The sequence below is a fragment of the Amycolatopsis sp. NBC_00438 genome (assembly GCF_036026695.1).
In the GTDB taxonomy this organism is placed as follows: domain Bacteria; phylum Actinomycetota; class Actinomycetes; order Mycobacteriales; family Pseudonocardiaceae; genus Amycolatopsis.
Genome location: NZ_CP107923.1, coordinates 3,519,623 through 3,541,663 on the forward strand (window position 1 = coordinate 3,519,623; position 22,041 = coordinate 3,541,663).

Genomic DNA, 22,041 nt, shown 5'->3' on the forward strand with positions numbered 1-22,041 from the left:
AGCCTGTCCAAGGGTCTAGTGCGCACTCCAGCTCGGGGAACCGATATATCTTGGCGCGAAATGGCGTCACGCGCACTGATCAGTGTTCATCCAATCGAGTGATAACCCTGAGCAGTTACGCCGATCCGGTCATTCAGCCACGTTCGGGTGGCATCCCGGTACTGTCCGGCGTTTTCGTGCAGCGCAACGGAATGCCCCGCGCCGGGGAGCACGAACATCGACAGCTTCGACGGGTCTCGGTAATACGGCGCCTCCTGGGCCCGCAGTGTCGCGGCGCTCGAACAGTCGCGAAGGGCGAGCAGCCCGCAGAAAAGCACGTCCTTTTCCCCGACCACCTGGAAAACCGGGACGGTGATTCCCCACGTCGCGGGCAGCACGATGCCGAACAACGCCACCGTGCCCATCCCCGGCACCGAGACCTGGTCCTTCGTGGCTTCGTCGGCCGCGATCACGCCCGGGTCGGCGTCACCGGCGGCGTAGAACAGCCCGGCCCGCGCCCCCGGCCGCGTCGTGAAGTACAGCGGGTCGCTGCCCAGGTGGGCCAGCTGGTCGTCGAACGACGCCGGCTGCAGCCCGAGCGCCGCGCCCAGCGCCAGCACCGGCAGCGCGGGCAGGTGCGTGACGCCGGTCAGGATCACGCCGTCGACGTCGTGGTAGGTCCCCGCCTCCACGGCGACGACCCCGGACCCGACCGAGTGGCCGACGATGACGACCTTCGCGAACGCCGTGCCGCCGACGTGCCCGGCGCGCAGGTGGCCGATCACCTCGTGCAGCGCCTCGGCTTCGGCCTGCACCGTCAGCGGCAGGCTGAGCGGGTGGCTGCTGCCGCCGGCGCCGAGCTGGTCGGCGGCGAACGTCGCGTAGCCGTGCGAAGCCATGTCGCGCTGGTAGGAGTAGCGCTCCGGCTGGTACGGCAGATCCCAGTACGCGCTGTTGTACGTGCCGCCGTGCACGAGCAGCTGGACGGCGGCCGGCACCGCGCCGGCGGGCAGGCACAGCCGGCCGTGCACCGTCGCGGGCGCGCCGGGCACGAGCGGCGGCAGCCCGGGCCCGGTGACCGGCAGATCCGTGTCGGCGCAGGAGATCGCGGCCGCTTCGGCGGGGACCGCGGCGGTCAGGGACCCGAGCAGGACGACGCAGGCGAACAACGCCGACGTCAGCTTGACCGGCAGTCTCACGCCGTTCTTCCCTCCGGACGGGTGACGAGCTGAGGACCACGAAACACTACACCTGGTAGCCGATCAGGCACCGTCAGGTCTGCCGCGGCACCACGGTCATCGGCAGCCGGTTCGGCTGCATCGTGGCCTTGAGCTGCGCCCGGACCTTCTTGCCCGGCACCGGGACCAGCCGCCAGCGGGCGCCGATGGTCGCGGCGACGATGGCGATCTCGGTCGGCGCGAACACGTGCCCGGGACACAGCCGCGCGCCGGCCCCGAACGGGATGTACGCGCCCTTCGGCAGTTCCGCGGCCCGTCCGGGCGCCCAGCGGTCCGGGTCGAACCGCCCGGGCTCGGGGAACCAGCGCGGATCCCGGTGCAGCGTGTGCTGGCTGACCGCCACCTCGCTGCCCGCGGGGATCGTGACACCGCCGAGTTCGACGTCTTCACGCGCCCGGCGCATGAGGATCAGCGGCGGGGTGCGGCGGACGATCTCGTTCACGATCTGGTTCGTGTAGACCAGTTCCGGCAGGTCCTCGAAGCGTGCGGGACGGCCGTCGAGGACCTCGTCCACCTCCGCGTGGAACCGCCGTTCGACATCCGGGTGCTGCCCGAGCTCGTGGAAGAACCAGGCCAGCGCCACGGCGGTCGTTTCGGCGCCGGTGGTGAGGATCGTGATGACCTCGTCGTGCACCTGGCGGTCGGACATGCCCTCGCCGGTGTCCTCGTCCCGCGCCGCCAGCAGCATCGACAGCAGGTCACCGTGGTCGGCGCCCTCCTTCCGCGCGGCGACGACGGTCGCGCCGATCACCTCGCGCAGCCGGGCCGCGGCGGCGTCGAACCGGCGGTTCGCCGGGATCGGCAGCTTCTCGACGAACTTCGGCGAGAACGCCCGGACCAGCACGTACTTCAGCATGATCGGGATCGAGCGGCGGATCTCGGCGAGCACGTCGTCGCTGAGGGCGGTGGAGAACAGCGTCTGCCCGGCGATGGTGAGCACCAGGTCCTGCATCCGCTGGTCGAACTCGACGACTTCGCCGGGCCGCCAGGAGCCGGCCAGCTCGTCGGCCAGGGCGGTCATCGTGTTCTCGGCGTAGCCCGCGATCCGCGTCCGGCCGAAGGCGGGCATGACCATCCGGCGCTGCCGGCGGTTGAGCTCGCCGTTCGAGGTGGCCAGCCCGTCGCCGAACAGCGGGCGCATCTTGTCGAAGACGAGGCCCTTGTCGAACTTGCCGGCGTCGGTGGCCAGTACCCGCCAGGCCAGTTCGGGGCTGGTGACGACGCGCACCGGCAGCGGCCCGAGGCGCAGTTCGACGACATCTCCGTGCGCGGGCAGGGAATCGAACAGTTTCAGCGGGTCGCGCAGCAGCGCCACCGTGTGCCCGAGCACCGGCCGGCGACCGGGGACGGCGCGCGGGTCGTTCGTCACCGGGCACACCCTAGGACCGGCGGGGAGAACACCGGCAGTGCCGCCACACGAACGGATGAGCGGGGCTACACTCCGCCGTCAATCGATGCCGCCGATCGATATCGCCGGCCGATGTCGCCGGCAAGTCCGCGAGGGGTGGAGGTCAGGGTGACCGGGGAAACGAGCTGGGTACCGTCGGAGGTCGACACCTCGGTGCCGAATCCCGCGCGGGTGTACGACTTCTGGCTCGACGGCGACCACAACTTCGCCGCCGACCGCGCGCTCGGGGAGCAGATCCTCAAGATCATGCCGGGTATCCGCGACGCCGCGAGGCTCAACCGCGCGTTCCTGCGCCGCGCCGCGCGGCACATGGTCGACGCCGGGATCCGGCAGTTCCTCGACGTCGGGGCGGGCATCCCGACGGTGGGGAACCTGCACGAGATCGTCCAGCAGGCCGACCCGTCGTGCCGCGTGGTGTACGTCGACCGCGAGCCGGTCGCGGTCGCGCACAGCGAGCTGCTGCTGCAGGACAACGACCGTTGCGCGGTGATCCAGGCGGACCTGCGCGACGTCGACGAGATCTTCGCGGGTGCCGGCAAGCTGCTCGACCCGGGCCAGCCGACCGGCCTGTTCATGTTGCTGCTGCTGCACTTCGTGCCCGATTCGTGGGACCCGGTGAGCATCCTCGCCCGCTACCGCGAAAGGCTGGCGCCCGGCAGCTTCCTGGCCCTGACGCACGTCGCGGCCGACACCGAGTCGGCGACGGAGCTCGGCGAGGCGGTGCAGGTCTACACCACCCAGCAGAACCAGCAGAACCAGCCGTTTCCGCGCACCCACGAAGAGGTCCTCCGCTTCTTCGACGGCTTCGAGCTGGTCGAGCCGGGCCTGGTCGGCTGTGCGCTGTGGAACCCCGAGGGTGCCGGCGACATGTCCGACGACCCGGCGATCAACGTCCTTCCTTACGCGGGAGTAGGCCGGAAACCGGATTCGCCGTAACCGGTAACCTTCCCGGGATTCGTCGAAACGATTCGACCGGCGGCCGATCCAATACCCCCGGACACGGGGTCGCCGGCACCCGATCCGGGTAAGGTCAAGTCCTCCCGGACACGCTCCCAGGTAATTTCGATTTCCCAAAGAACCTCGTTCTGACCTGCTGAAACATCGACCCACAAGAGTGTTCGACGAATTCGACGAGTGACACTCACGTCGAAGGTGAATCGAATTGTTGGCCGACTGGCAATAGTCCTTGTGTTCCGGCCGAGTGTCCCCTACCTTCGTCCCATCGTCGATGCGCTTCGACTCGCACTTCCCCTGCCCCATGTCTCCAGGAGGCCGCCCGTGGTCACGATCAACGACGTCGCCAATGCCGCGGGGGTGGCCCCCAGCACGGTGTCGTACGTGATCAGCGGCAAGCGCTCGATCTCGCCGAAGACCCGCCGGCTGGTCGAAGAGAGCATCCGCAAGCTCGGTTACCACCCGCACGCGGGCGCCCGCGCGCTCGCGAGCAGCAAGACGAACGTGCTGGCCCTGGTCGTGCCGCTGCGCACCGACCTCAACGTCGCCGTCGTGATGGAGTTCGTCGCCGCGGCGGTCACCGCGGCCCGCGCGCACGACCAGGACCTGTTGCTGCTCACCAAGGACGAGGGCCCTGCCGCGCTGCAGCGGGTGGCGTCGTCGGCGATCGCCGACGCGCTGATGGTGATGGACGTCGAAGCCGCCGACCCGCGGGTGCCGATGCTCATCGCGCTCGACCTGCCCGTGGTGCTCATCGGCGTGCCCGATCACCCGGCCGGGCTGAGCTGCGTCGACCTCGACTTCACCGCCGCCGGTTCGGCGTGCGTCGCGCACCTGGCCGACCTCGGCCACCGCTCGGTCGCGCTGATCGGCCCCTCCCCCGCGGTCTACCGGCGCGGCACCAGCTACGCGACGCGGTTCCTGCAGGGGTTCGACGACACCGCGCGGAGCCGGGGCGTCCGCGCGACGAACCGGCCGTGCGCGCACTCCTACGAAGCCGTGAGCGCCTGTGTGGACGAACTGCTCGCCGCCGACCCGGGCCTGACCGGCCTCGTCGTGCACAACGAAGCCGTCCTCCCCGGACTGCTTACGCACCTGCGCCAACGCGGTCTTCGTGTCCCCCAGGACATTTCGGTGATCGCCGTCTGCCCCGACAGCATGGCCGAGCAGCACCCGGTCGCGCTCACCTCCGTCGCCATCCCGGCCGAAGAGGTCGGCGCCCAGGCCGTGGAGATGACCATGCGCCGGCTCGGCGGCCATTCCACGCCGGAGGTCCGGCTGCTCGACCCGCGGCTGACCCGGCGCGAGAGCACGGCCGCGCCGCGCACCTGACCCGGTTCTGCTCCGCCGTCGAAGGGGAATCACCATGTCCGCAGCCCGTCGCGCCCTTTTGCTGGTCGCGAGCGCCGCGCTCCTGACCGCGTGCAGCCCCACCGCCCCGCCGTCGTCGAACGCCCCGGCCGCCACCTCGATCACCGAGCTCGACTACTACGCCGACGAGCAGGGATCCGCGGCGTGGCAGAAGGTCCTCGACGCCTGCGCCGCGCAGACCGGCATCAGGATCGAGCGCCGGACGGTGCCGACCGCGCAGATGCTGCCGAAGATCCTGCAGGGCGCGAGCTCGAAGACCCTGCCGGACCTGCTCTTCACCGACAACCCGACGCTGCAGCAGGTCGCCGCCACCGGCGCGCTGACCCCGCTGTCCGACTACGGCATCTCCGCCGACGGCTACTACCCGGGCATCGTCAAGGCCGGGACCTACCGGGACAAGCTCTACGGCGTCGCCCCCGGCGTCAACGGGCTGGCCCTGATCTACAACAAGGACCTGCTGACCGCCGCCGGCGTGCGGCCGCCGTCCACCTGGGACGAGCTGACGGCCGCCGCGGCCGGGCTGACCGGGGACGGCAAGTACGGCCTCGCCTTCTCGGCGATCCCGTCGGAGGAGGGCACCTGGCAGTTCCTCCCGTTCTTCTGGAGCAACGGCGCCGAACTGTCCCGGTTGGACTCGCCGCAGAGCACGCAGGCGCTGGCCTACGTCACCGGTCTCGTGACGAGCGGGTCGGCGTCGAAGTCCGTGGTGACGTGGAACCAGAACGACGTCGCCGACCAGTTCGTCGCGGGCAACGCGGCGATGATGGTCAACGGCTCGTGGAACCTGGCCCGGCTCGACGAGCAGAAGTCGCTGCACTACGGCGTGGTGCCGATCCCGGTGCCGAAGGCGGGCGCCAAGCCCGTGGTCGCCCTCGGCGGCGAGGTCGGCGCGGTGCCGGTGACCGGCGGGCCGACGCAGCAGGCCGCCGGGAAGGTGCTGACCTGCGTCCTCGCCGAGCCGACCATGCTGCAGTGGAGCAAGGCCCACGCCTACGTCCCGTCGAAGACGGCCGTCGCCGCGAAGTTCGGCGCCGAGCAGCCGGCGATGCGGGCGTTCGTCGACGAGGTCGGCTCGGCCCGCTCCCGCACCGCCGAACTCGGCGAGAAGTACCCGAAGGTCTCGCAGGCGCTGGCCGACGCGATCCAGGCGTCGCTGACCGGGAAGCTGCCCGCCGACCAGGCCTTGAAGACCGCCCAGCAAGCGGCCGGGTCGTGACGCTCGCGGCCCCGGTGCCGCGGCGGGGACCACGGCGGGACGACCGGTTCACCGCGTGGGCGTTCCTCTTGCCCGCCGTGGCCTACGTCGTGGTGTTCTTCGGCTACCCGCTGGCCGCGAACGTCGTGATGAGCACGCAGGACTACACGGTCAAGTCGTTCTACACCGGCGAAGCGCCTTTCGTCGGCCTGGCCAACTACGCCGCGGTACTCGCGAACCCGCTCTTCTCGACGGCCGTGCTCAACACGGTCCTGTTCACCGCCGGGTCCCTCGTCTTCCAGTTCGGCATCGGCCTCGCGCTGGCGGTGTTCTTCGCCGGCCGGTTCCCCGGGGGCGCGCTGCTGCGGTCGCTGCTCCTGCTCCCCTGGCTGCTGCCGCTGGTGGTCAGCGGCGCGGTCTGGCGGTGGATGTTCGACCAGGACCACGGGGTGCTCAACGCCGCATCGCGCCTGATCGGCGTCGGCGCGGTGCCGTGGCTGAGCAGCACGGCCTGGGCGCTGCCGGCGGTGATCCTCACCAACATCTGGATCGGCATCCCGTTCAACCTGGTGATCCTGCACGGCGGGCTCCGCGCGATCCCGGCGTCGCTGCACGAAGCCGCCGCGCTCGACGGCGCCGGCGCGTGGCAGCGGTTCCGGCACGTCACCTGGCCGTTGCTGCGCCCGGTCACCGGGATCGTGCTCATGCTCGGGCTGGTCTACACGATCAAGGTGTTCGACGTGATCATGGTCGTCACCGGCGGCGGCCCGGCCAACGCGACCCAGACGCTCACGACGTGGTCCTACCGGCTGTCCTTCCACGACTTCGCGTTCGGGCAGGGCGCCGCGGTCGGCAACGTCCTCATCCTGGCGGCGACCGCGTTCGGCCTGCTCTACCTGCGCTCGGCGAAGGCGACGCTGGCCGAGGCGGCGGCGTGAAGACCGCGGCCGGGGTGGTGATCGTCGCGGTGCTGCTGTTCCCGCTGTACTGGATGGTCAACGCGTCCCTGCAGCCCAGCGGCGCGCTGCTGCGGCCCGACCCGGCGTTCTTCCCCGTCGGCGGCACGCTCGAGGGCTACCGCAAGGCCCTCGCGACGCAGGGGCCGAACCTCGTCTCCAGCGTCGTCATCGCACTCGGCACGGTGGTGGTGTCGCTGGTGATCGCGGCGCCCGCGTCGTACGCGCTGGCGCAGCTGAAGGTCCGCGGCGGGACCGTGCTGGTGTTCGTGCTGCTCATCGTGCAGCTGATCCCGGGCATCGTGATGGCGAACGCGCTGTACACCGTGTTCGGCAACCTCGGGCTGATCGACAGCTACGCCGGGCTGGTGCTGGCGGACGCCACCGCGACCATCCCGTTCGCCGTGCTCCTGTTGCGCGCGTTCATGATCTCGGTGCCGCGGGAGCTCACCGAAGCGTCCCGGGTGGACGGTGCCGGGTACTGGCGGACGTTCTTCTCGATCATCCTCCCGGTCAGCCGCAACGCGCTGGTCACGGCCGGGCTGTTCGCGTTCCTGTTCGCCTGGGCGGACTTCCTGTTCGCCGTCACCCTGACCACCGGGCAGTCGTTCGAGCCCATCACGGTGGGCATCTACCGGTTCGTCGGCAACCAGTCCGCCGACTGGAACGGGATCATGGCCACCGCCGTCCTCGCAGCGATCCCGGCGGCCGTCCTGCTCGTCGTCGCCCAGCGCTACGTCGTCGCCGGCCTGACCAGCGGCGCCGTCAAGGATTGAGGAGGCCCCCGTGATCGCCACGACCGAAGACGGCCGTTCGCTCGAAGTCCGCGTCCGGCACGAAGTGCTGCTCATCGAACCGTGGGGCGCCGACAGCCTGCGCGTGCGGGTGGGCCGGCACCGGATCCTCGACGACGTCCCCGGCGCGCTCCTGCCCGCGAAGCCGTCCGCCGGGACCGCGGGCGCGGAGGGGCGGTCCGCCTGGGTGGTGAACGGCGCGCTCACCGCGCTGGTCGAGATCGCCGACACCGACACCGGCGTCGACGCGCAGCTGCGGTTCGTCCGCACGGACACCGGCGAAGAGCTGCTGTCCGAGCAGCGCGCGCACTTCTGGTGGCCCGGCGCGCGGGTCTTCATGCCCTCGCGCAACGGCTACGGCCGGCTCGAACAGCGCTTCACGGCCTATGACGACGAGCGGCTCTACGGCCTCGGCCAGCACCCGCACGGCCGGCTCGACCAGAAGGGCCTGGTCCTGGACCTGGTGCAGCGCAACGGCGAGGTCTCGGTGCCGTTCCTGCTGTCGAGCCGCGGGTACGGGTTCCTCTGGAACAGCCCCGCCGTCGGCCGGGTCGAGCTGGCCGCCAACGGCACCCGCTGGGTCGCCGACGACGCCCGCCAGCTCGACTACTGGGTCACCACCGGCGACGGCCCGCGGCAGATCCTGAGCCACTACGCCGACGCGACCGGGCACGCACCGATGCTGCCCGCGTGGGCAGCGGGGTTCTGGCAGTCGAAGCTGCGCTACCGCACCCAGGAGGAGCTGCTGGCCGTGGCCCGGGAGCACCACGAGCGCGGCCTGCCGCTGTCGGTGATCGTCGCCGACTTCTTCCACTGGACGCACCTCGGCGACTGGAAGTTCGACCCGGCCGAGTGGCCCGACCCGGCCGGGCTGATGCGGGAACTGGACGAGCTGGGCGTCAAGCTGATGGTGTCGGTGTGGCCGTCGGTCAGCCCGCTGTCGGAGAACCACGACGAGATGCACGAGAACGGCCTGCTCGTCGCGGCCGAGAGCGGGGTCGCGGCGCACGCGCCGTGGAAGGACAAGGGGTTCGACGTCGAGCTGCCCGTCGCCTTCTACGACCCGACGAACCCGGCGGCCCGGTGGTTCCTCTGGGAGAAGGTCAAGGAGAACTACTACGACCTGGGCGTGCGCGCGTGGTGGCTGGACGGGGACGAGCCGGAGATCCGGCCGGGCCACCCGCACAACCTCGGTTTCCACGCCGGCCCCGGCTCCGAGGTCGTCAACATCTACCCCCAGGTCCACGCGCAGGCGTTCCACGACGGCATCCGCGGCGAGGGTGACGACGAGGTCGTGCTGCTGAGCCGGTCGGCGTGGGCGGGCAGCCAGCGCTTCGGCGCCGCCTTGTGGTCCGGCGACGTCCCGGCGACCTGGGCGTCGCTGCGGGCGCAGGTGCGGGCCGGCCTGAACGTCGCGATCGCCGGGATCCCCTGGTGGACCACGGACATCGGCGGCTTCCACGGCGGCGACCCGGACTCGCCGGAGTACCGGGAGCTGCTGGTCCGGTGGTTCCAGTACGGCGTCTGCTGCCCGCTGCTGCGGCTGCACGGCTTCCGCGACCCGCGCCCGCCGTTCGGGCCGGAGATGACCGGCGGGCCCAACGAGGTGTGGTCCTACGGCGCCGAAGCGCTGGTCTCCATCGAGGACGCGCTGCGGCTGCGCGAACGGCTGCGGCCGTACCTGATGGCGCAGATGCGGGTGGCGCACGAGCAGGGCGTCCCGCCGATGCGCCCGCTGTTCGTCGACTTCCCCGCCGACGCCGCGGCGTGGGCCGTCGAGGACCAGTTCCTGCTCGGCCCGGACCTGCTGGTGGCCCCGGTGCTCGCGCCCGGCGCCACCGGCCGGCCGGTGTACCTCCCCGAAGGTGCACAGTGGACGGACGCGGTCACCGGGGACCGGCACCCGGGCGGGACGACCGTCGAGGCGGCCGCCCCGGCCGAGCGCATCCCGCTGTTCCTGCGCGACCACGCGCGCCTGCCGATCGGGAAGCCGTGACACCCCGCTTTCCGGCCCAGTGCCGACCAGGCCGTCGAACCGCGCCGGCGGTCCCGGTTCGTCCAGCACCGGCGACGACCCCGGCGGCGGATTAAAGTGGACCTGTGAGTCCAACTCAGGCGAAGCCCCTGACCGCGAAGGGCGCCGCGACGCGGCAGCGGATCATCGAAGGCGCGGCGGCGGAGATCCGCGAGCGCGGGGTCGCCGTCACGACGCTGGACGACGTCCGGGCGCGGACGGGCACCAGCAAGAGCCAGCTGTTCCACTACTTCCCGGACGGCAAGGACGAGCTGCTGCTGGCCGTGGCGCGGTTCGAGGCCGACCAGGTGCTGGCCGTGCAACAGCCGCAACTGGGCCGGCTGACAACGTGGGCGGCGTGGCGGCGCTGGCGCGACACCGTCGTCTCGCACTACCGCGGGCGGGGGCAACACTGCCCGCTGAACGTGCTGATCTCCCAGCTGGGCCGCGCCACGCCGGGAGCGCAGGCCGTGGTGACCGAGATGCTGCGGCAGTGGCAGGACGAGATCGAGGCGGGGATCCGTCACCTGCGTGACGCGGGCGAGGTGGCGCCGGACGTCGACGCGGAACGCACCGCGGCCGCCCTGCTGGCCGGCATCCAGGGCGGCGTGGTGGTGATGCTGTCGACCGGCCGCATCGACCACCTCGAAGCGGCGCTCGACGTCGGCATCGAGAACCTGCGCGCGACGAAGGTCCTCAGGTAGCCGAAAGCCGTGAACGGCCCGTTGAGGGACTCTGAGTCCCTCAACGGGCCATTCACGGCTTTCAAAGCACAGGTCAGGCGTTCTTGATCGCCGAGATCTCGAACTCGAGGGTGACCTTGTCGCTCACCAGCACGCCACCGGTCTCGAGGGCGGCGTTCCAGGTGATGCCGTAGTCCTTGCGGCTGATCGTGGTGGAGCCCTCGAAGCCGATCCGGTCGTTGCCGAACGGGTCCTTGGCGGAGCCCTCGAACGAGAACGGGATGGTCACCGAACGGGTGACGTCCTTGACGGTCAGGTCGCCGGTCACGTCGAACTCGGCCTCACCGGTCTGCTTGATCTCGGTGGAGGTGAAGGTGATGGTCGGGTACTCGTCCATCGACAGGAAGTCGTTGCTCTTCAGGTGCCCGTCGCGGTCCGCGTTGCGGGTGTCGATGCTGGTCGCCTGAATGGTCACCTGGGCGGACGACTTCTCCGGGGCGTCACCGTCGATCGTGGCGGTGCCGGTGAACTCGTTGAAGCTGCCGCGCACCTTGGTCACCATGGCGTGCCGGGCGTTGAACCCGATCCGCGAGTGGGCGGCGTCCAGGGTGTAGTCACCGGTCAGCTGGGGGTAGGCGGTCGCGCTGGTCATGCTGTCTTCTCTCCTCGTGGTGGCGACCCCCAGTGATTGAGGGTTCAACGACACTCTACTCACTTTTACTGGTTGCGCAAGCAAGCTTTCGCTAGACTCGCCGGTATGGGTGAACAGTCCGCGCTCGACCACGACGAGGCCCCCTTCTGGCGGTCTCTGATGCGCATCACGACCGCGCTGCCGCGTGCGCTCGAAGACCGGTTCCTGCCCGAGACCGGCCTCGCGATGACCGACTACGGCGTGCTGGTCGCTCTGTCCGAGGCGCCGGACCGCCTGCTCCGCATCTCCGCGCTGGCCGCGGTCACCGGTCTTTCGCTGAGCCGGATCAGCCGGGTCGTCGACAACCTCGCCCGCCGCGGCCTGGTCGAGAAGCGCAGGTGCGCGGAGGACGGACGCGCGTCCAACGCCGTGCTGACCGACGCGGGATTGGCCAGACTGGAGGCGGCCTACCCGACCCACCTCGCCCGCGCGCGGGCGTCGGTGTTCGACCACCTGAGCACCGAAGACATCCGCACGGCCGGGCCGGTGCTGGCCCGGCTGGCCGCGGCGCTCGACGCCGACCCCTCCTCCGAAGAGTGCAAAGGATCCCGATGACCGACGGCGAGTTCAAGCGCGACCTCAACTACATCCCCGACCGGATCACCGCCGACGGCCGCGACGGCTGGCCGGTCGAGGCCGGCCGCTACCGCCTGATCGTCGCGCGGGCGTGCCCGTGGGCGAACCGCGCGGTGATCGTGCGGCGGCTGCTCGGCCTCGAGTCCGCCCTGTCGATGGGCATGGCCGGGCCGGTGCACGACGAGCGGAGCTGGAGCTTCGACCTCGATCCCGACGGGCGCGACCCGGTGCTCGGCATCGAGCGCCTGCAGGAGGCGTTCTTCAAACGCGACCCGGAGTACCCGCGCGGCATCACGGTGCCCGCGTTCGTCGACGTCCCGACCGGCCAGGTCGTCACCAACGACTTCGCGCAGATGACGCTGGACATGTCCACCGAGTGGACGGCCTACCACCGCGACGGCGCGCCCGAGCTGTACCCGGACAAGCTGCGCGACGAGATCGACGACGTCGCGCAGAAAGTCTTCACCGACGTCAACAACGCGGTGTACCAGTGCGGGTTCGCCCGCTCCCAGGAGGCGTACGAGCACTCGTACCGCAAGCTGTTCGCCCGCCTCGACTGGCTGTCGGAGCGGCTCACGGACCAGCGCTACCTGGTCGGCGACACGATCACCGAGGCCGACGTCCGGCTCTTCACCACCCTGGTCCGCTTCGACGCGGTCTACCACGGCCACTTCAAGTGCAACCGGCAGAAGCTGAACGAGCTGCCGGTGCTGTGGGCCTACACCCGCGACCTGTTCCAGACGCCGGGGTTCGGCGACACGATCGACTTCGCGCAGACGAAGGAGCACTACTACGTGGTGCACCGCAACATCAACCCGAGCGGCATCGTCCCGTTGGGCCCGGACCTGTCGGGATTCCTGACCCCGCACGGCCGGGAGCAACTGGGCGGCAGGGCGTTCGGGGACGGGACGCCGCCGGGGCCGCCGCTGGAGGCGGAGCGGGTGCCTAGCCTGGTGTGACAGCGTCGGCGTACCGCGCCGACAGCATCCGCAGGCGTTCCACCAGCTCGGGTGGTGACTCCACCTTGAACGGGATGTCCAAGGTGGACACCACGAACGCGATGAGGTCGAAGGAGTCCGAAGCCAGCTCCAGCCGGCAGCTCCGGTCGTCGATCGGCGTGACGTCGCCGTCGACCCGGCCGCGGACTTCTTCGGCTGGAGCCGACACCAGAAGCCGGGCGCGGTAGGGCCACAGCTCGCGGCCCATCGTGCGGTTCAGGTACGCGGTGACGTCGCCGTCCGGTGGGTCGCGGTGGGGGAAGCGCGGGCCGTTCGGGGTCCGCAGGGTCAGCCGGTCGGCGCGGAACGTGCGCCAGTCCGCGCGGCCGGTGTCCCAGCCGACCAGGTACCAGCGGCGGCCCCACGACGCCAGGCGGTGCGGCTCGACGTCGCGACGGGACTCGGTGCCGTCGTGGCTGACGTAGTCGAAGCGCAGCGTCTCCGCGGCGCGGATCGCGGCCGAAACGGCCGTCAGCACGGCCGCCTCGACCACCGGGCCGCGCACCGGGAGCGCGACCGAAGCCGCGGCGAAAGCCGAGACGCGGTGGCGCAGCCGCGACGGCAGCACCTGCTCCACCTTGTTCAGCGCCCGCAGCGACGCCTCCTCCAGCCCGGCGACGCCGCCGGATGTGGCGCCGTGCAGGCCGACCGCCACCGCGACGGCCTCGTCGTCGTCCAGCAGCAGCGGCGGCAGCTCGGCGCCCGCGCCGAGGCGGTAGCCGCCGACCGGGCCCATCGCCGCGTGCACCGGGTACCCCAGCTCGCGCAGGCGGTCGACGTCCCGGCGGATCGTCCGCGTCGTCACCTCCAGCCGCTCGGCCAGCTCGGTACCGGACCAGTCCCGGTGCATCTGCAGCAGTGACAGCAGCCGGAGCAGCCGGCCAGGGGTTTCCCACATGCGTCCCAGCATGCCGGACGACTAGGACCGAACCTGTCCTACACGCGCGGAACGCTACCGCCATGGACCCCTTCCGCATCGACGTCCCGCAGGCCGACCTCGACGAGCTGCACCACCGGCTCGCCCGCACCCGCTGGCCCGGCGAACTGCCCGGCGCCGGCTGGGCCTACGGCGTCAGCGAGCCCTACCTGGCCGAGCTGGTGGAGTACTGGCAGACGAGCTACGACTGGCGTGCGCAGGAGGCGCGGCTCAACGCGTTCCCGCAGTTCACGAACACGATCGACGGCCAGCGCGTGCACTTCCTGCACGTCCGCTCCCCCGAGCCGGACGCGACGCCGCTGATCCTCACCCACGGCTGGCCGAGCACGGTCGCCGACTTCCTCGACGTCCTCGGTCCGCTCACCGACCCGCGTGCCCACGGCGGTGACCCGGCGGACGCGTTCCACGTCGTCGCGCCGTCGGTGCCCGGCTTCGGGTTCTCCGGACCGACGACCGAGCCGGGCTGGAACACGCGCCGCATCGCGCGGGCGTGGGCCGAGCTGATGCGGCGACTGGGGTACGAGCGTTACGGCGCCCAGGGCGGCGACTTCGGCAGCATCGTCTCCCCCGAACTCGGCCGGACCGCGCCCGCGGAAGTGCTGGGGGTGCACGTCAACGCCGTCGCCAACGCGGGGGTGCCGACCGCGCCCGGCGACCTCGACCGACTGTCCGAAGAGGACCGAAAGCGGGCCGAAGAGAACCAGGTCTGGTGGTACGCGCATTCCGGCTACGCCACGCAGATGGCGACCCGGCCGCAGACCCTGGCCTACGCGCTCAACGATTCCCCCGCCGGCCAGCTCGCGTGGAACCTGGAGTGGTTCGTCGACTGGGACCCGACGGCAACGTGGCAGACGCCGGTGCCCCGCGACGCGATCCTGACGAACGTCACGACCTTCTGGCTCACCGGCACCGCGGGTTCGGCCGCGCGCCTCTACCTGGAGGCGGGCCAGGACGGCTGGGGCGAGCGCCCGCAGCCATCGGGCGTCCCGACAGCGGTGGCCAACTTCCGCGGCGACCACGCGATCCGCGGCCTGGCCGCGCTGTCCAACAAGATCACCCGCTGGACGGAGCACGACACCGGCGGCCACTTCGCCTCCCTGCAGGCGCCGGAGCTGCTGGTGCAGGACATCCGCGACTTCTTCGGCGACCTCTAGTCCACAGTGGAGGCTCGGCGTCGGCTCGTCACCGCGCCGTCGAGCAGGGGGCGTAGCTCCTCCACCACCGTGTCCAGCGGGGCGACGTCCTGGTGTGCCCGCGCCAGGACGATCGCGCCTTCCAGGGTGCTCAGCATGAGCACCGCCAGCGACGCGCTGCGGGCCGGCGGCACGCCGAACTGCGCCAGCGTCTCGGCCAAGGGCCGTTGCCAGCCCTCGAAAGCCTTGCCGACGGCGTCGCGCAGGCTCTCGCTCGTCGCCGCCGCGTCCGCGACCGTCGCCACCAGCGGGCAGCCTGCGTCGAAGCCTGTCGTGGTGAACTCGTCGCGCCACTGGGCGGCCATGGCCGCGAACAGGTTGCCCGGCGTCGGGTTCTCGAGCTTGGCCGCGAGCCGGGCGACGCGGCGGGCGGCGTACCCGCCCGCCCAGGCGACGGCTTCGGCCATCAGCTGGTCCTTACCGCCCGGGAAGTAGTGCTGCAGGGACCCCCGCGGCGCCTCGGCGTGCGCGACCACGTCCCGCATACCCGTCGCCCCGACGCCCTGGATCCGCACCAGCTGCGCGGCGCTCAGCACAATCCGCTCGCGCGGTGTCCTCGTCATCGACGGCCTCCTTCATGACACTCGTCATGGTAGCCCAGTCGGGCACGACCAGCGCGAAGTCGCGCTCGCCGCGTTCGTAGGCGGGTACCGGGCGGAAGCCCTGGCGCAGCAGCAGCGTCTCGGCCCCGGCGTTCCCGGCCTGCACGGTCGCCCGCACCGTCCACCCCGGCCACCGCCCGGACGCCTGCAGCCACCGGCTCAGCGCACGCCCGACCCCCTGCCGCTGCCACGCGTCGGCGACCAGGATGCCGAGCTCAGCCGTCCCGGGGGCCTCCGCGACGAAGTTGAGCAGCCCCACCGGAATCCCGCCGGACGTCGCCAGCAGCGCGACGCCGCCGGGTGGGCCGGCGAGCAGGAACCGGTGGTAGCGCCGGAAGATCTCGCCCGGCTCGGCCGGGCCGCCCATCATGAAGCGCCGCCGGAGGCTGTCCGGTGAACAGGCCGCGACCAGCGCGGCCACGCACTCCCGGTCCGCCGGGCGGTCGCCCAGCTCCCGGATTTCCATGACGACTGTCATAGCCCCATGAGAGCACAGTGCGGCCCGTCACACACTATGACAGCCGTCATAGACCGGGTTCACGCGGACGGCTCTCGACGCGGCGCCGACAAAGGGAAGAAGCTGGAGCTGCGGGAACGCCCGCCAGATCGGAGGGAGGAGTGACCACTCCCTTCCACTACTAACGTATACCGCACCCCGGGGCTTGCGGCAAGACCCAGGTTGTGCCGCAGAATCATCGGCCTCAGCCGGGATCTGTGGCTGGAAACGACCACACGGGGGGATTTGCGAGTGCGTGTTCTGCTGTCGACGTACGGCTCACGAGGGGACGTCGAACCGCTGGTGGGGCTCGCCCTCACGCTGCGGGCCCGCGGTGCGGAGGTCCGGGTGTGCGCCCCCGCGGACGAGGATTTCGCGCACCGGCTGGCCGGTGTCGGGGTGGCCTACGTGCCGGTCGGGCCGTCGGCGAAGGAGCTGACCAAGGCGGCACCGGTGCCGTCGTCACTGCCGGAGCGGGCGGCGCAGCTGATCGCCGCCCAGTTCGACGTCATCACGCCGGCGGCCGAAGGCTGCGACGTGCTGGTGGCGACGGGCATGCTGCCGACCGCGGCCGGTGCGCTGTCGGTGGCCGAGCTGCTGGGCGTGCGCTCGGTGTTCGCCGCCTTCCAGAGTTCCACGCTGCCGTCCCCGCACCACGCGCCGCTGGCCTACGCGGGCCGGCCGTTCCCGCCCGAGGTGACCGGCAACCGGGCGAAGTGGGACCTGGACGCCGAGAGCGTGAACGCGCTGTTCGGGGCGGCGCTCAACACCCACCGGGTGGCGCACGGTTTGCCCGCGGTGGACCAGGTCCGCGACTACGTCGTCGGCACCCGGCCGTGGCTGGCGACGGACCCGGTCCTCGACCCGTGGCGGGCCACGGATCTCGACGTCGTGCAGACCGGCGCGTGGATCGTGCCGGACGACCGGCCGCTCCCGGCCGGCCTGGAGGCGTTCCTCGACGCGGGCCCGCCGCCGGTCTACGTCGGCTTCGGCAGCATGCCCATGCACGCGGCGGCGGACGTCGCGCAGGTCGCCGTGGACGCCGTCCGCGCGCGGGGCCGCCGGGTGCTCGTCCTCCAGGGCTGGGCCGACCTCGGCCTGGCCGACGACCGGGACGACTGCTTCGTGCTCGGCGAGGTCAACCACCAGGCGCTGTTCGGCCGGTGCGCCGCCGTCGTACACCACGGCGGCGCCGGCACCACGACAACGGCCACCCGCGCGGGCGTGCCCCAGGTCGTCGTCCCGCAGGCGACGGACCAGCCGTACTGGGCGAGCCGGGTCGCCGCTCTCGGGATCGGGGTGGCGCACAAAGGCCCGGCGCCCACCGTCGCATCCCTGTCGGCCGCGCTGGAGATCGCGCTGGCACCCGAAACCCGAGCACGCGCGGAAGCCGTCACGATCCGCGCCGACGGGACCGCGGTGGCCACCCAGCTGGTCTTCGACCGGGCAGCGGCGCCCACGACCGTGTGAACCACCGGTGATCTTCGTGCCGGGGACGTGCCCCGGCGCTGTACTGACCAGGACTTTCTTCGAACGGACAGGGGATTTTGTGCTCGACGTGATCGTGGCCGGCGGCGGACCGACCGGCGTCATGCTGGCCAGCGAACTGCGGCTGCAGGGCGTGGACGTGCTCGTGCTGGAGAAGGAGACGGAGCCGACGCCGGTCGTGCGCGCGCTTGGCATCCACGCGCGCACCATCGAGGTGCTGGACCAGCGCGGGCTGCTGGACCGGTTCCTCGCGCTCGGCAAGAAGTACCCGCTCAACGGCTTCTTCGCCGGGATCAGCAAGCCGCAGCCCGCCCACCTGGACACCTCGCACCCGTACGTCCTCAGCATCCTGCAGCCCGTCACCGACCGCCTGCTGACCGAGCACGCCGTCGAGCTCGGCGTCGAGATCCGGCGCGGCACCGAAGTGACCGGGCTGAGCCAGGACGACCACGGCGTGAGCGTCGAGCTGGCCGACGGCACGCGGCTGCGGTCGCGCTACCTCGTCGGCTGCGACGGCGGCCGCAGCACGGTCCGCAAGCTGCTCGGCGTCGGCTTCCCCGGCGAGCCGACCAGGGTCGACACGCTGCTCGGCGAGATGGAGCTGACCGAGGACCCCGAGACGCTGACCGCGGTGATGACCGAGATCCGCAAGACCCAGAAGCGGTTCGGGGTCGGGCCTATCGGGGACGGCCTGTACCGCCTCGTCGTCCCCGCCGACAGCGTCGCCCAGGACCGCTCCACGCCACCGGACTTCGAGGAGTTCAAGCGGCAGCTGCGATCCACCGCCGGCACCGACTTCGGGGTGCACTCGCCGCGCTGGCTCTCCCGCTTCGGCGACGCCACCCGGCAGGCCGAGCGGTACCGGGTCGGCCGGGTGCTGCTGGCCGGCGACGCCGCGCACATCCACCCGCCGATGGGCGGGCAGGGCCTCAACCTCGGCCTCCAGGACGCGTTCAACCTCGGCTGGAAGCTGGCCGCCGAGGTCGACGGCTGGGCGCCGGCGGACCTGCTCGACAGCTACGAGGCCGAGCGGCACCCGGTCGCCGCCCAGGTGCTGGTCAACACCCGTGCGCAGATGCAGCTGACGTCGCTGGAGCCGGGGCCCCAGGCCGTGCGTCAGCTCCTGGCGAAGCTGATGGACTTCGAGGACGTGAGCCGCTACCTGACCGAGCAGCTCATCGCCGTCGACATCCGCTACGACTTCGGCGACGGGCCCGACCTGCTCGGCCGGCGCCTGCGTGACGTGCAGCTGAAGAGCGGGCGGCTCTACGACCTGATGCACGAAGGTCGCGGGCTGCTGCTCGACCAGACCGGCGGGCTTTCCGTCGCGGGCTGGGAAGACCGGGTCGACCACGTCGTCGACGTCAGCGAGGAGCTGGACGTGCCCGCGGTGCTGCTGCGCCCGGACGGGCACGTGGTGTGGGCCGGGGACGACGAGGCGGTGCTGCCCGGCGCGTTGCGGAAGTGGTTCGGCAGGCCCGCGGCCTGACCGCCGGGGAAGTTTCGGAACGAAGAGGGAATGTGGCTGCACAGGGGTACGAAGAAGAACTGCGGTCCGAACGCGCGTACGTGGCCGGGCTCTACACGCGGCTCGACGCCGAGCGCGCGCGGGTGAAGGGCCAGTACGACTCGGCGCTGGGCGGCAAGGGCCTCGGCGCGATGGAACGCGACGTCGGGGTGCGCGCGCTGGGCCGCGAGTCGAAGCGGCTGGAAGTGGTGGACAACGGGCTGTGCTTCGGCCGGATGGACGCCGTCTCGGGCGAGCGCTCCTACATCGGCCGGATCGGCCTGTTCGCCGAGGAGGACGACTACCGGCCGGTGCTGCTCGACTGGCGGGCGCCGGCGGCACGCGCGTTCTACACGGCCACCGGCGCGAACCCGGAGGAGATGCGCCGGCGCCGCCAGTTCCGGACGCGAGGGCGGCAGGTGCTGGGCTTCACCGACGAGGTGCTCGGACGCCCGACCGAGGGCGACGAGGGGGACGCGGCGCTGCTCGCGGCGATCAACGCGCCGCGCGGCGAGGGGATGCGCGACATCGTCGCGACGATCCAAGCCGAGCAGGACGAGATCATCCGGCTCGACCACCCGGGCGTGCTGGTGATCGAAGGCGGCCCGGGCACCGGGAAGACGGTGGTGGCGCTGCACCGCGTCGCCTACCTGCTCTACACCCAGCGGGAACGGATGGAACGCCACGGCGCGCTCGTCGTCGGGCCCAACCCGGCGTTCCTGAGCCACATCGGCCGCGTCCTGCCGTCGCTGGGCGAGACCGACGTCGTGTTCACGACCACCGGCGGGTTCATGCCCGGCCTGGACGTCACGGTCGAGGACACGCCGGAAGCCGTGCGGCTCAAGGGTTCCCTGAAGATCCTCGACGTCCTCGCGGCCGCCGTCGCCGACCGGCAGCGGCTGCCGGAAGAGCCGCTGCCGATCGAACTACGCGACGTCACGGTCCGGATCGACGCCGAGACGGCGGAGTGGGCCCGGCAGGAGGCGCGCGACAGCGGGCAGCCGCACAACGAGGCTCGTGCGGTGTTCACCGAGATCGTCACGTACGTGCTCACCGAGCGCGCGATGGGCCGGATCGGCCGCGGCTGGCTCTCCCGGGACGACAAGGCGGAATGGGAAGCGCTGCGGAAGGACCTGATCGCCGAGCTGGCGGCCGACGAGACATTCACCGCGGCGCTGGAGCGGCTCTGGCCGATCCTGACGCCGGAAACCCTGCTGGCCCAGCTGTACCAGTCCCCCGAGCGGCTGAAGGCGGCCGGGGCCGACGAGGCGCTGCTGCGCGCCGACGGCGCCGCGTGGACCGTCTCGGACGTGCCGCTGCTCGACGAGCTCGTCGACCTGCTGGGCCACGACACGGCGGCCGGGAAGGCGGCCGCCGCGGTGGTGGCGCGGGAGCGGAAGGCCGAGGCCGAGTACGCCGAAGGCGTCTTCGAGACGATGAAGCTCGATCGCGAGGAGATGGACGAGGACGTCCTGCTGTCCGCCGAGAACCTGCTGTTCGCCGAGGACCTGGCCGACCGGTTCGTCGAGGTGGACACACGCAGCCTCGCCGAGCGGGCGTCGGCGGACCGGGACTGGACCTACCGCCACGTCGTCGTCGACGAAGCCCAGGAACTGTCCGAAATGGACTGGCGGGTGCTGATGCGGCGGTGCCCGGGCCGGTCGTTCACGGTGGTCGGCGACCTCGCCCAGCGCCGCTCGGTGGCCGGCGCGCGGTCGTGGGACGCGGTGCTGGCGCCGTACGTGCCGGGCCGCTGGGTCTACCGTGCGCTCACGGTGAACTACCGCACCCCGGCGGAGATCATGGAGGTCGCCGCCGCGGTGCTCGCGGACTTCGCGCCCGGCGTCCGGCCCCCGGAGTCGGTCCGCGCGTGCGGCGTCCGGCCGTGGTCCCGGCACGTCACCGACGACGAGCTGGCCGCGGCCGTCGAGGAGTTCGTCCGGGACGAAGCCGGCCGGGAAGGCACCAGCGTCGTCATCGGGCCACCGGGGGTGCCGGGCACGGTGCCGGCGTCGGAGACCAAGGGCCTGGAGTTCGACGCCGTCCTGGTCGTGGAGCCGGCGAAGATCCTCGCCGACAGCGCGGCCGACCTCTACGTCGCGCTCACCCGGGCGACGCAGCGGCTCGGTGTCCTGCACCGGGAGCCGTTGCCGCAGGCGTTGACCGGGCTCGCGGAGGTCGTCCGGCGCTAGGCCCGCGGTTCGCTCCGGGGGTGCGCGGGTACGTTGCCGTGGCCGCGCTCCCCCACCGCGAAAGGCGTCCTCGATGCAGCTCTACGCCGAACGGCCGATCCGCCGTACCGCCCAGCTCGTCAGCGACCTGCTGGCGTTGCTGCTCGTCGTCTTCGCGGTGTGGCTGGGAACCACGGTGTACGACGAGGTCATGAAGCTGCGGGCGCCGGGCGACGGGCTCGTCAGCGCCGGCACCGGGCTGACCGGGACGTTCGACTCCGCCGCGAACTCCGCCGACGGCATCCCGCTCATCGGCGACGCGCTCGCCAAGGCGCTGCACGGCGGTTCGGACGTCGGCACCCAGTTCGCCGACGCCGGCCGCTGGCAGATCGAAGCCGTCGAGAACCTCGCGTGGTGGATGGCGGCGATCATCATCGCGCTGCCGGTGCTGACACTGCTCGCGACGTGGCTCCCGATGCGCTGGCACTTCGCCCGCCGCGCCTCGGCGGCCGCGCAGCTGCGGGCGCTGGGCGAGGAGGGCCTGGACCTGCTGGCGCTGCGGGCGTTGACCACGCAGCCGCTGCACCGCCTGGCGAAGTCCGGCGAGATCGCGACGGGCTGGCGCGCCCGCGACAAGGAGGTCATCGCGGTGCTGGCCGGCCACGAACTGGCCCGCCACGGCCTGGTCACCTGACCTCGCGCCCCCGTCACCGCGTCGTCCATCCAGGTACGCGTGTCGTCCATCCAGGTACGCATGTTGGCCACCCAGGTACGCATGTTGGCCATTCCG

The 22,041-nt window shown here is 71.7% G+C and carries 20 protein-coding genes; 14 read left to right on the forward strand and 6 right to left on the reverse strand.

Annotation, left to right across the window (positions count from 1 at the left end):
- Window positions 1-86: 86 nt before the first annotated feature.
- Both OG494_RS15390 and OG494_RS15395 read right to left on the reverse strand, forming a co-directional pair.
- Window positions 87-1,178, reverse strand: coding sequence for an alpha/beta hydrolase (locus OG494_RS15390; RefSeq protein WP_328456204.1), 1,092 nt, complete (start codon window positions 1,176-1,178; stop codon window positions 87-89).
- Window positions 1,179-1,251: 73 nt separating this feature from the next.
- On the reverse strand, window positions 1,252-2,586 hold the full coding sequence (locus OG494_RS15395; protein WP_328456206.1) for a cytochrome P450: 1,335 nt from the start codon (window positions 2,584-2,586) through the stop codon (window positions 1,252-1,254).
- A 147-nt stretch (window positions 2,587-2,733) separates the two neighbouring features.
- On the opposite strand from OG494_RS15395, the gene OG494_RS15400 reads away from it, so the two are divergent.
- From OG494_RS15400 to OG494_RS15430, 7 genes are all read left to right on the forward strand, one after another.
- The gene (locus OG494_RS15400) at window positions 2,734-3,561 is read left to right on the forward strand and encodes an SAM-dependent methyltransferase (protein WP_328456208.1); all 828 of its coding nucleotides are present in this window, start codon (window positions 2,734-2,736) and stop codon (window positions 3,559-3,561) included.
- 342 nt (window positions 3,562-3,903) lie between these two features.
- Window positions 3,904-4,911, forward strand: a complete 1,008-nt coding sequence (locus tag OG494_RS15405) for a LacI family DNA-binding transcriptional regulator (protein WP_328456210.1) — start codon at window positions 3,904-3,906, stop codon at window positions 4,909-4,911.
- A 34-nt stretch (window positions 4,912-4,945) separates the two neighbouring features.
- Window positions 4,946-6,166, forward strand: a complete 1,221-nt coding sequence (locus OG494_RS15410) for a sugar ABC transporter substrate-binding protein (RefSeq protein ID WP_328456212.1) — start codon at window positions 4,946-4,948, stop codon at window positions 6,164-6,166.
- The gene (locus OG494_RS15415; protein WP_328456214.1) at window positions 6,163-7,083 is read left to right on the forward strand and encodes a carbohydrate ABC transporter permease; all 921 of its coding nucleotides are present in this window, start codon (window positions 6,163-6,165) and stop codon (window positions 7,081-7,083) included. The genes OG494_RS15410 and OG494_RS15415 overlap by 4 nt, the downstream gene beginning before the upstream one ends.
- Window positions 7,084-7,136: 53 nt before the next feature.
- Complete coding sequence (locus OG494_RS15420) at window positions 7,137-7,877, forward strand: carbohydrate ABC transporter permease (RefSeq protein WP_328458945.1); 741 nt, start codon at window positions 7,137-7,139, stop codon at window positions 7,875-7,877.
- A 10-nt stretch (window positions 7,878-7,887) separates the two neighbouring features.
- Window positions 7,888-9,891 (forward strand): glycoside hydrolase family 31 protein, encoded by a 2,004-nt coding sequence (locus OG494_RS15425; RefSeq protein ID WP_328456216.1) that lies wholly within the window; start codon window positions 7,888-7,890, stop codon window positions 9,889-9,891.
- Window positions 9,892-9,995: 104 nt separating this feature from the next.
- The gene (locus OG494_RS15430) at window positions 9,996-10,613 is read left to right on the forward strand and encodes a TetR/AcrR family transcriptional regulator (RefSeq protein ID WP_328456217.1); all 618 of its coding nucleotides are present in this window, start codon (window positions 9,996-9,998) and stop codon (window positions 10,611-10,613) included.
- 73 nt (window positions 10,614-10,686) lie between these two features.
- Here OG494_RS15430 and OG494_RS15435 read toward each other — a convergent pair whose 3' ends face one another.
- Window positions 10,687-11,244 (reverse strand): YceI family protein, encoded by a 558-nt coding sequence (locus tag OG494_RS15435; protein ID WP_328456219.1) that lies wholly within the window; start codon window positions 11,242-11,244, stop codon window positions 10,687-10,689.
- A gap of 105 nt (window positions 11,245-11,349) precedes the next feature.
- Here OG494_RS15435 and OG494_RS15440 point away from each other — a divergent pair, with 105 nt between their 5' ends.
- Entirely contained in the window at window positions 11,350-11,838 is a 489-nt protein-coding gene (locus OG494_RS15440; RefSeq protein WP_328456221.1) for a MarR family winged helix-turn-helix transcriptional regulator, read from the forward strand.
- A complete protein-coding gene (locus tag OG494_RS15445; protein WP_328456223.1) occupies window positions 11,835-12,818 on the forward strand; it encodes a glutathione S-transferase family protein in 984 nt (327 codons plus the stop codon). Before OG494_RS15440 ends, OG494_RS15445 begins: the two co-directional genes overlap by 4 nt.
- Here the strand turns inward: OG494_RS15445 and OG494_RS15450 are convergent.
- Window positions 12,805-13,755 (reverse strand): helix-turn-helix transcriptional regulator, encoded by a 951-nt coding sequence (locus OG494_RS15450; RefSeq protein ID WP_328456226.1) that lies wholly within the window; start codon window positions 13,753-13,755, stop codon window positions 12,805-12,807. The two genes, OG494_RS15445 and OG494_RS15450, sit on opposite strands and share 14 nt — an antisense overlap.
- 62 nt (window positions 13,756-13,817) lie before the next feature.
- Between OG494_RS15450 and OG494_RS15455 the strand changes: the two genes are divergently transcribed.
- Entirely contained in the window at window positions 13,818-14,948 is a 1,131-nt protein-coding gene (locus tag OG494_RS15455) for an epoxide hydrolase family protein (protein ID WP_328456228.1), read from the forward strand.
- Here OG494_RS15455 and OG494_RS15460 read toward each other — a convergent pair.
- Both OG494_RS15460 and OG494_RS15465 read right to left on the reverse strand, forming a co-directional pair.
- Complete coding sequence (locus OG494_RS15460) at window positions 14,945-15,523, reverse strand: LmrA/YxaF family transcription factor (protein WP_442874481.1); 579 nt, start codon at window positions 15,521-15,523, stop codon at window positions 14,945-14,947. The genes OG494_RS15455 and OG494_RS15460 overlap by 4 nt on opposite strands.
- Window positions 15,405-16,067, reverse strand: coding sequence for a GNAT family N-acetyltransferase (locus OG494_RS15465; protein ID WP_328456230.1), 663 nt, complete (start codon window positions 16,065-16,067; stop codon window positions 15,405-15,407). Before OG494_RS15465 ends, OG494_RS15460 begins: the two co-directional genes overlap by 119 nt.
- A 270-nt stretch (window positions 16,068-16,337) precedes the next feature.
- On the opposite strand from OG494_RS15465, the gene OG494_RS15470 reads away from it, so the two are divergent.
- The 4 genes from OG494_RS15470 (at window position 16,338) to OG494_RS15485 (ending at window position 21,945) form a co-directional block, all read left to right on the forward strand.
- Window positions 16,338-17,555, forward strand: coding sequence for a glycosyltransferase (locus tag OG494_RS15470; RefSeq protein WP_328456232.1), 1,218 nt, complete (start codon window positions 16,338-16,340; stop codon window positions 17,553-17,555).
- Between the two features lie 79 nt (window positions 17,556-17,634).
- Window positions 17,635-19,062 carry a rifampin monooxygenase gene (gene rox, locus OG494_RS15475; RefSeq protein WP_328456234.1) on the forward strand — a complete coding sequence of 476 codons (1,428 nt, stop codon included), beginning with the start codon at window positions 17,635-17,637 and terminating at the stop codon, window positions 19,060-19,062.
- 32 nt (window positions 19,063-19,094) lie between these two features.
- Window positions 19,095-21,272: an RNA polymerase recycling motor ATPase HelR gene (gene helR, locus OG494_RS15480; RefSeq protein WP_328456236.1), complete on the forward strand. Its 2,178-nt coding sequence runs from the start codon at window positions 19,095-19,097 to the stop codon at window positions 21,270-21,272.
- 73 nt (window positions 21,273-21,345) lie between these two features.
- Window positions 21,346-21,945: a hypothetical protein gene (locus OG494_RS15485; RefSeq protein ID WP_328456238.1), complete on the forward strand. Its 600-nt coding sequence runs from the start codon at window positions 21,346-21,348 to the stop codon at window positions 21,943-21,945.
- Window positions 21,946-22,041: the final 96 nt, after the last annotated feature.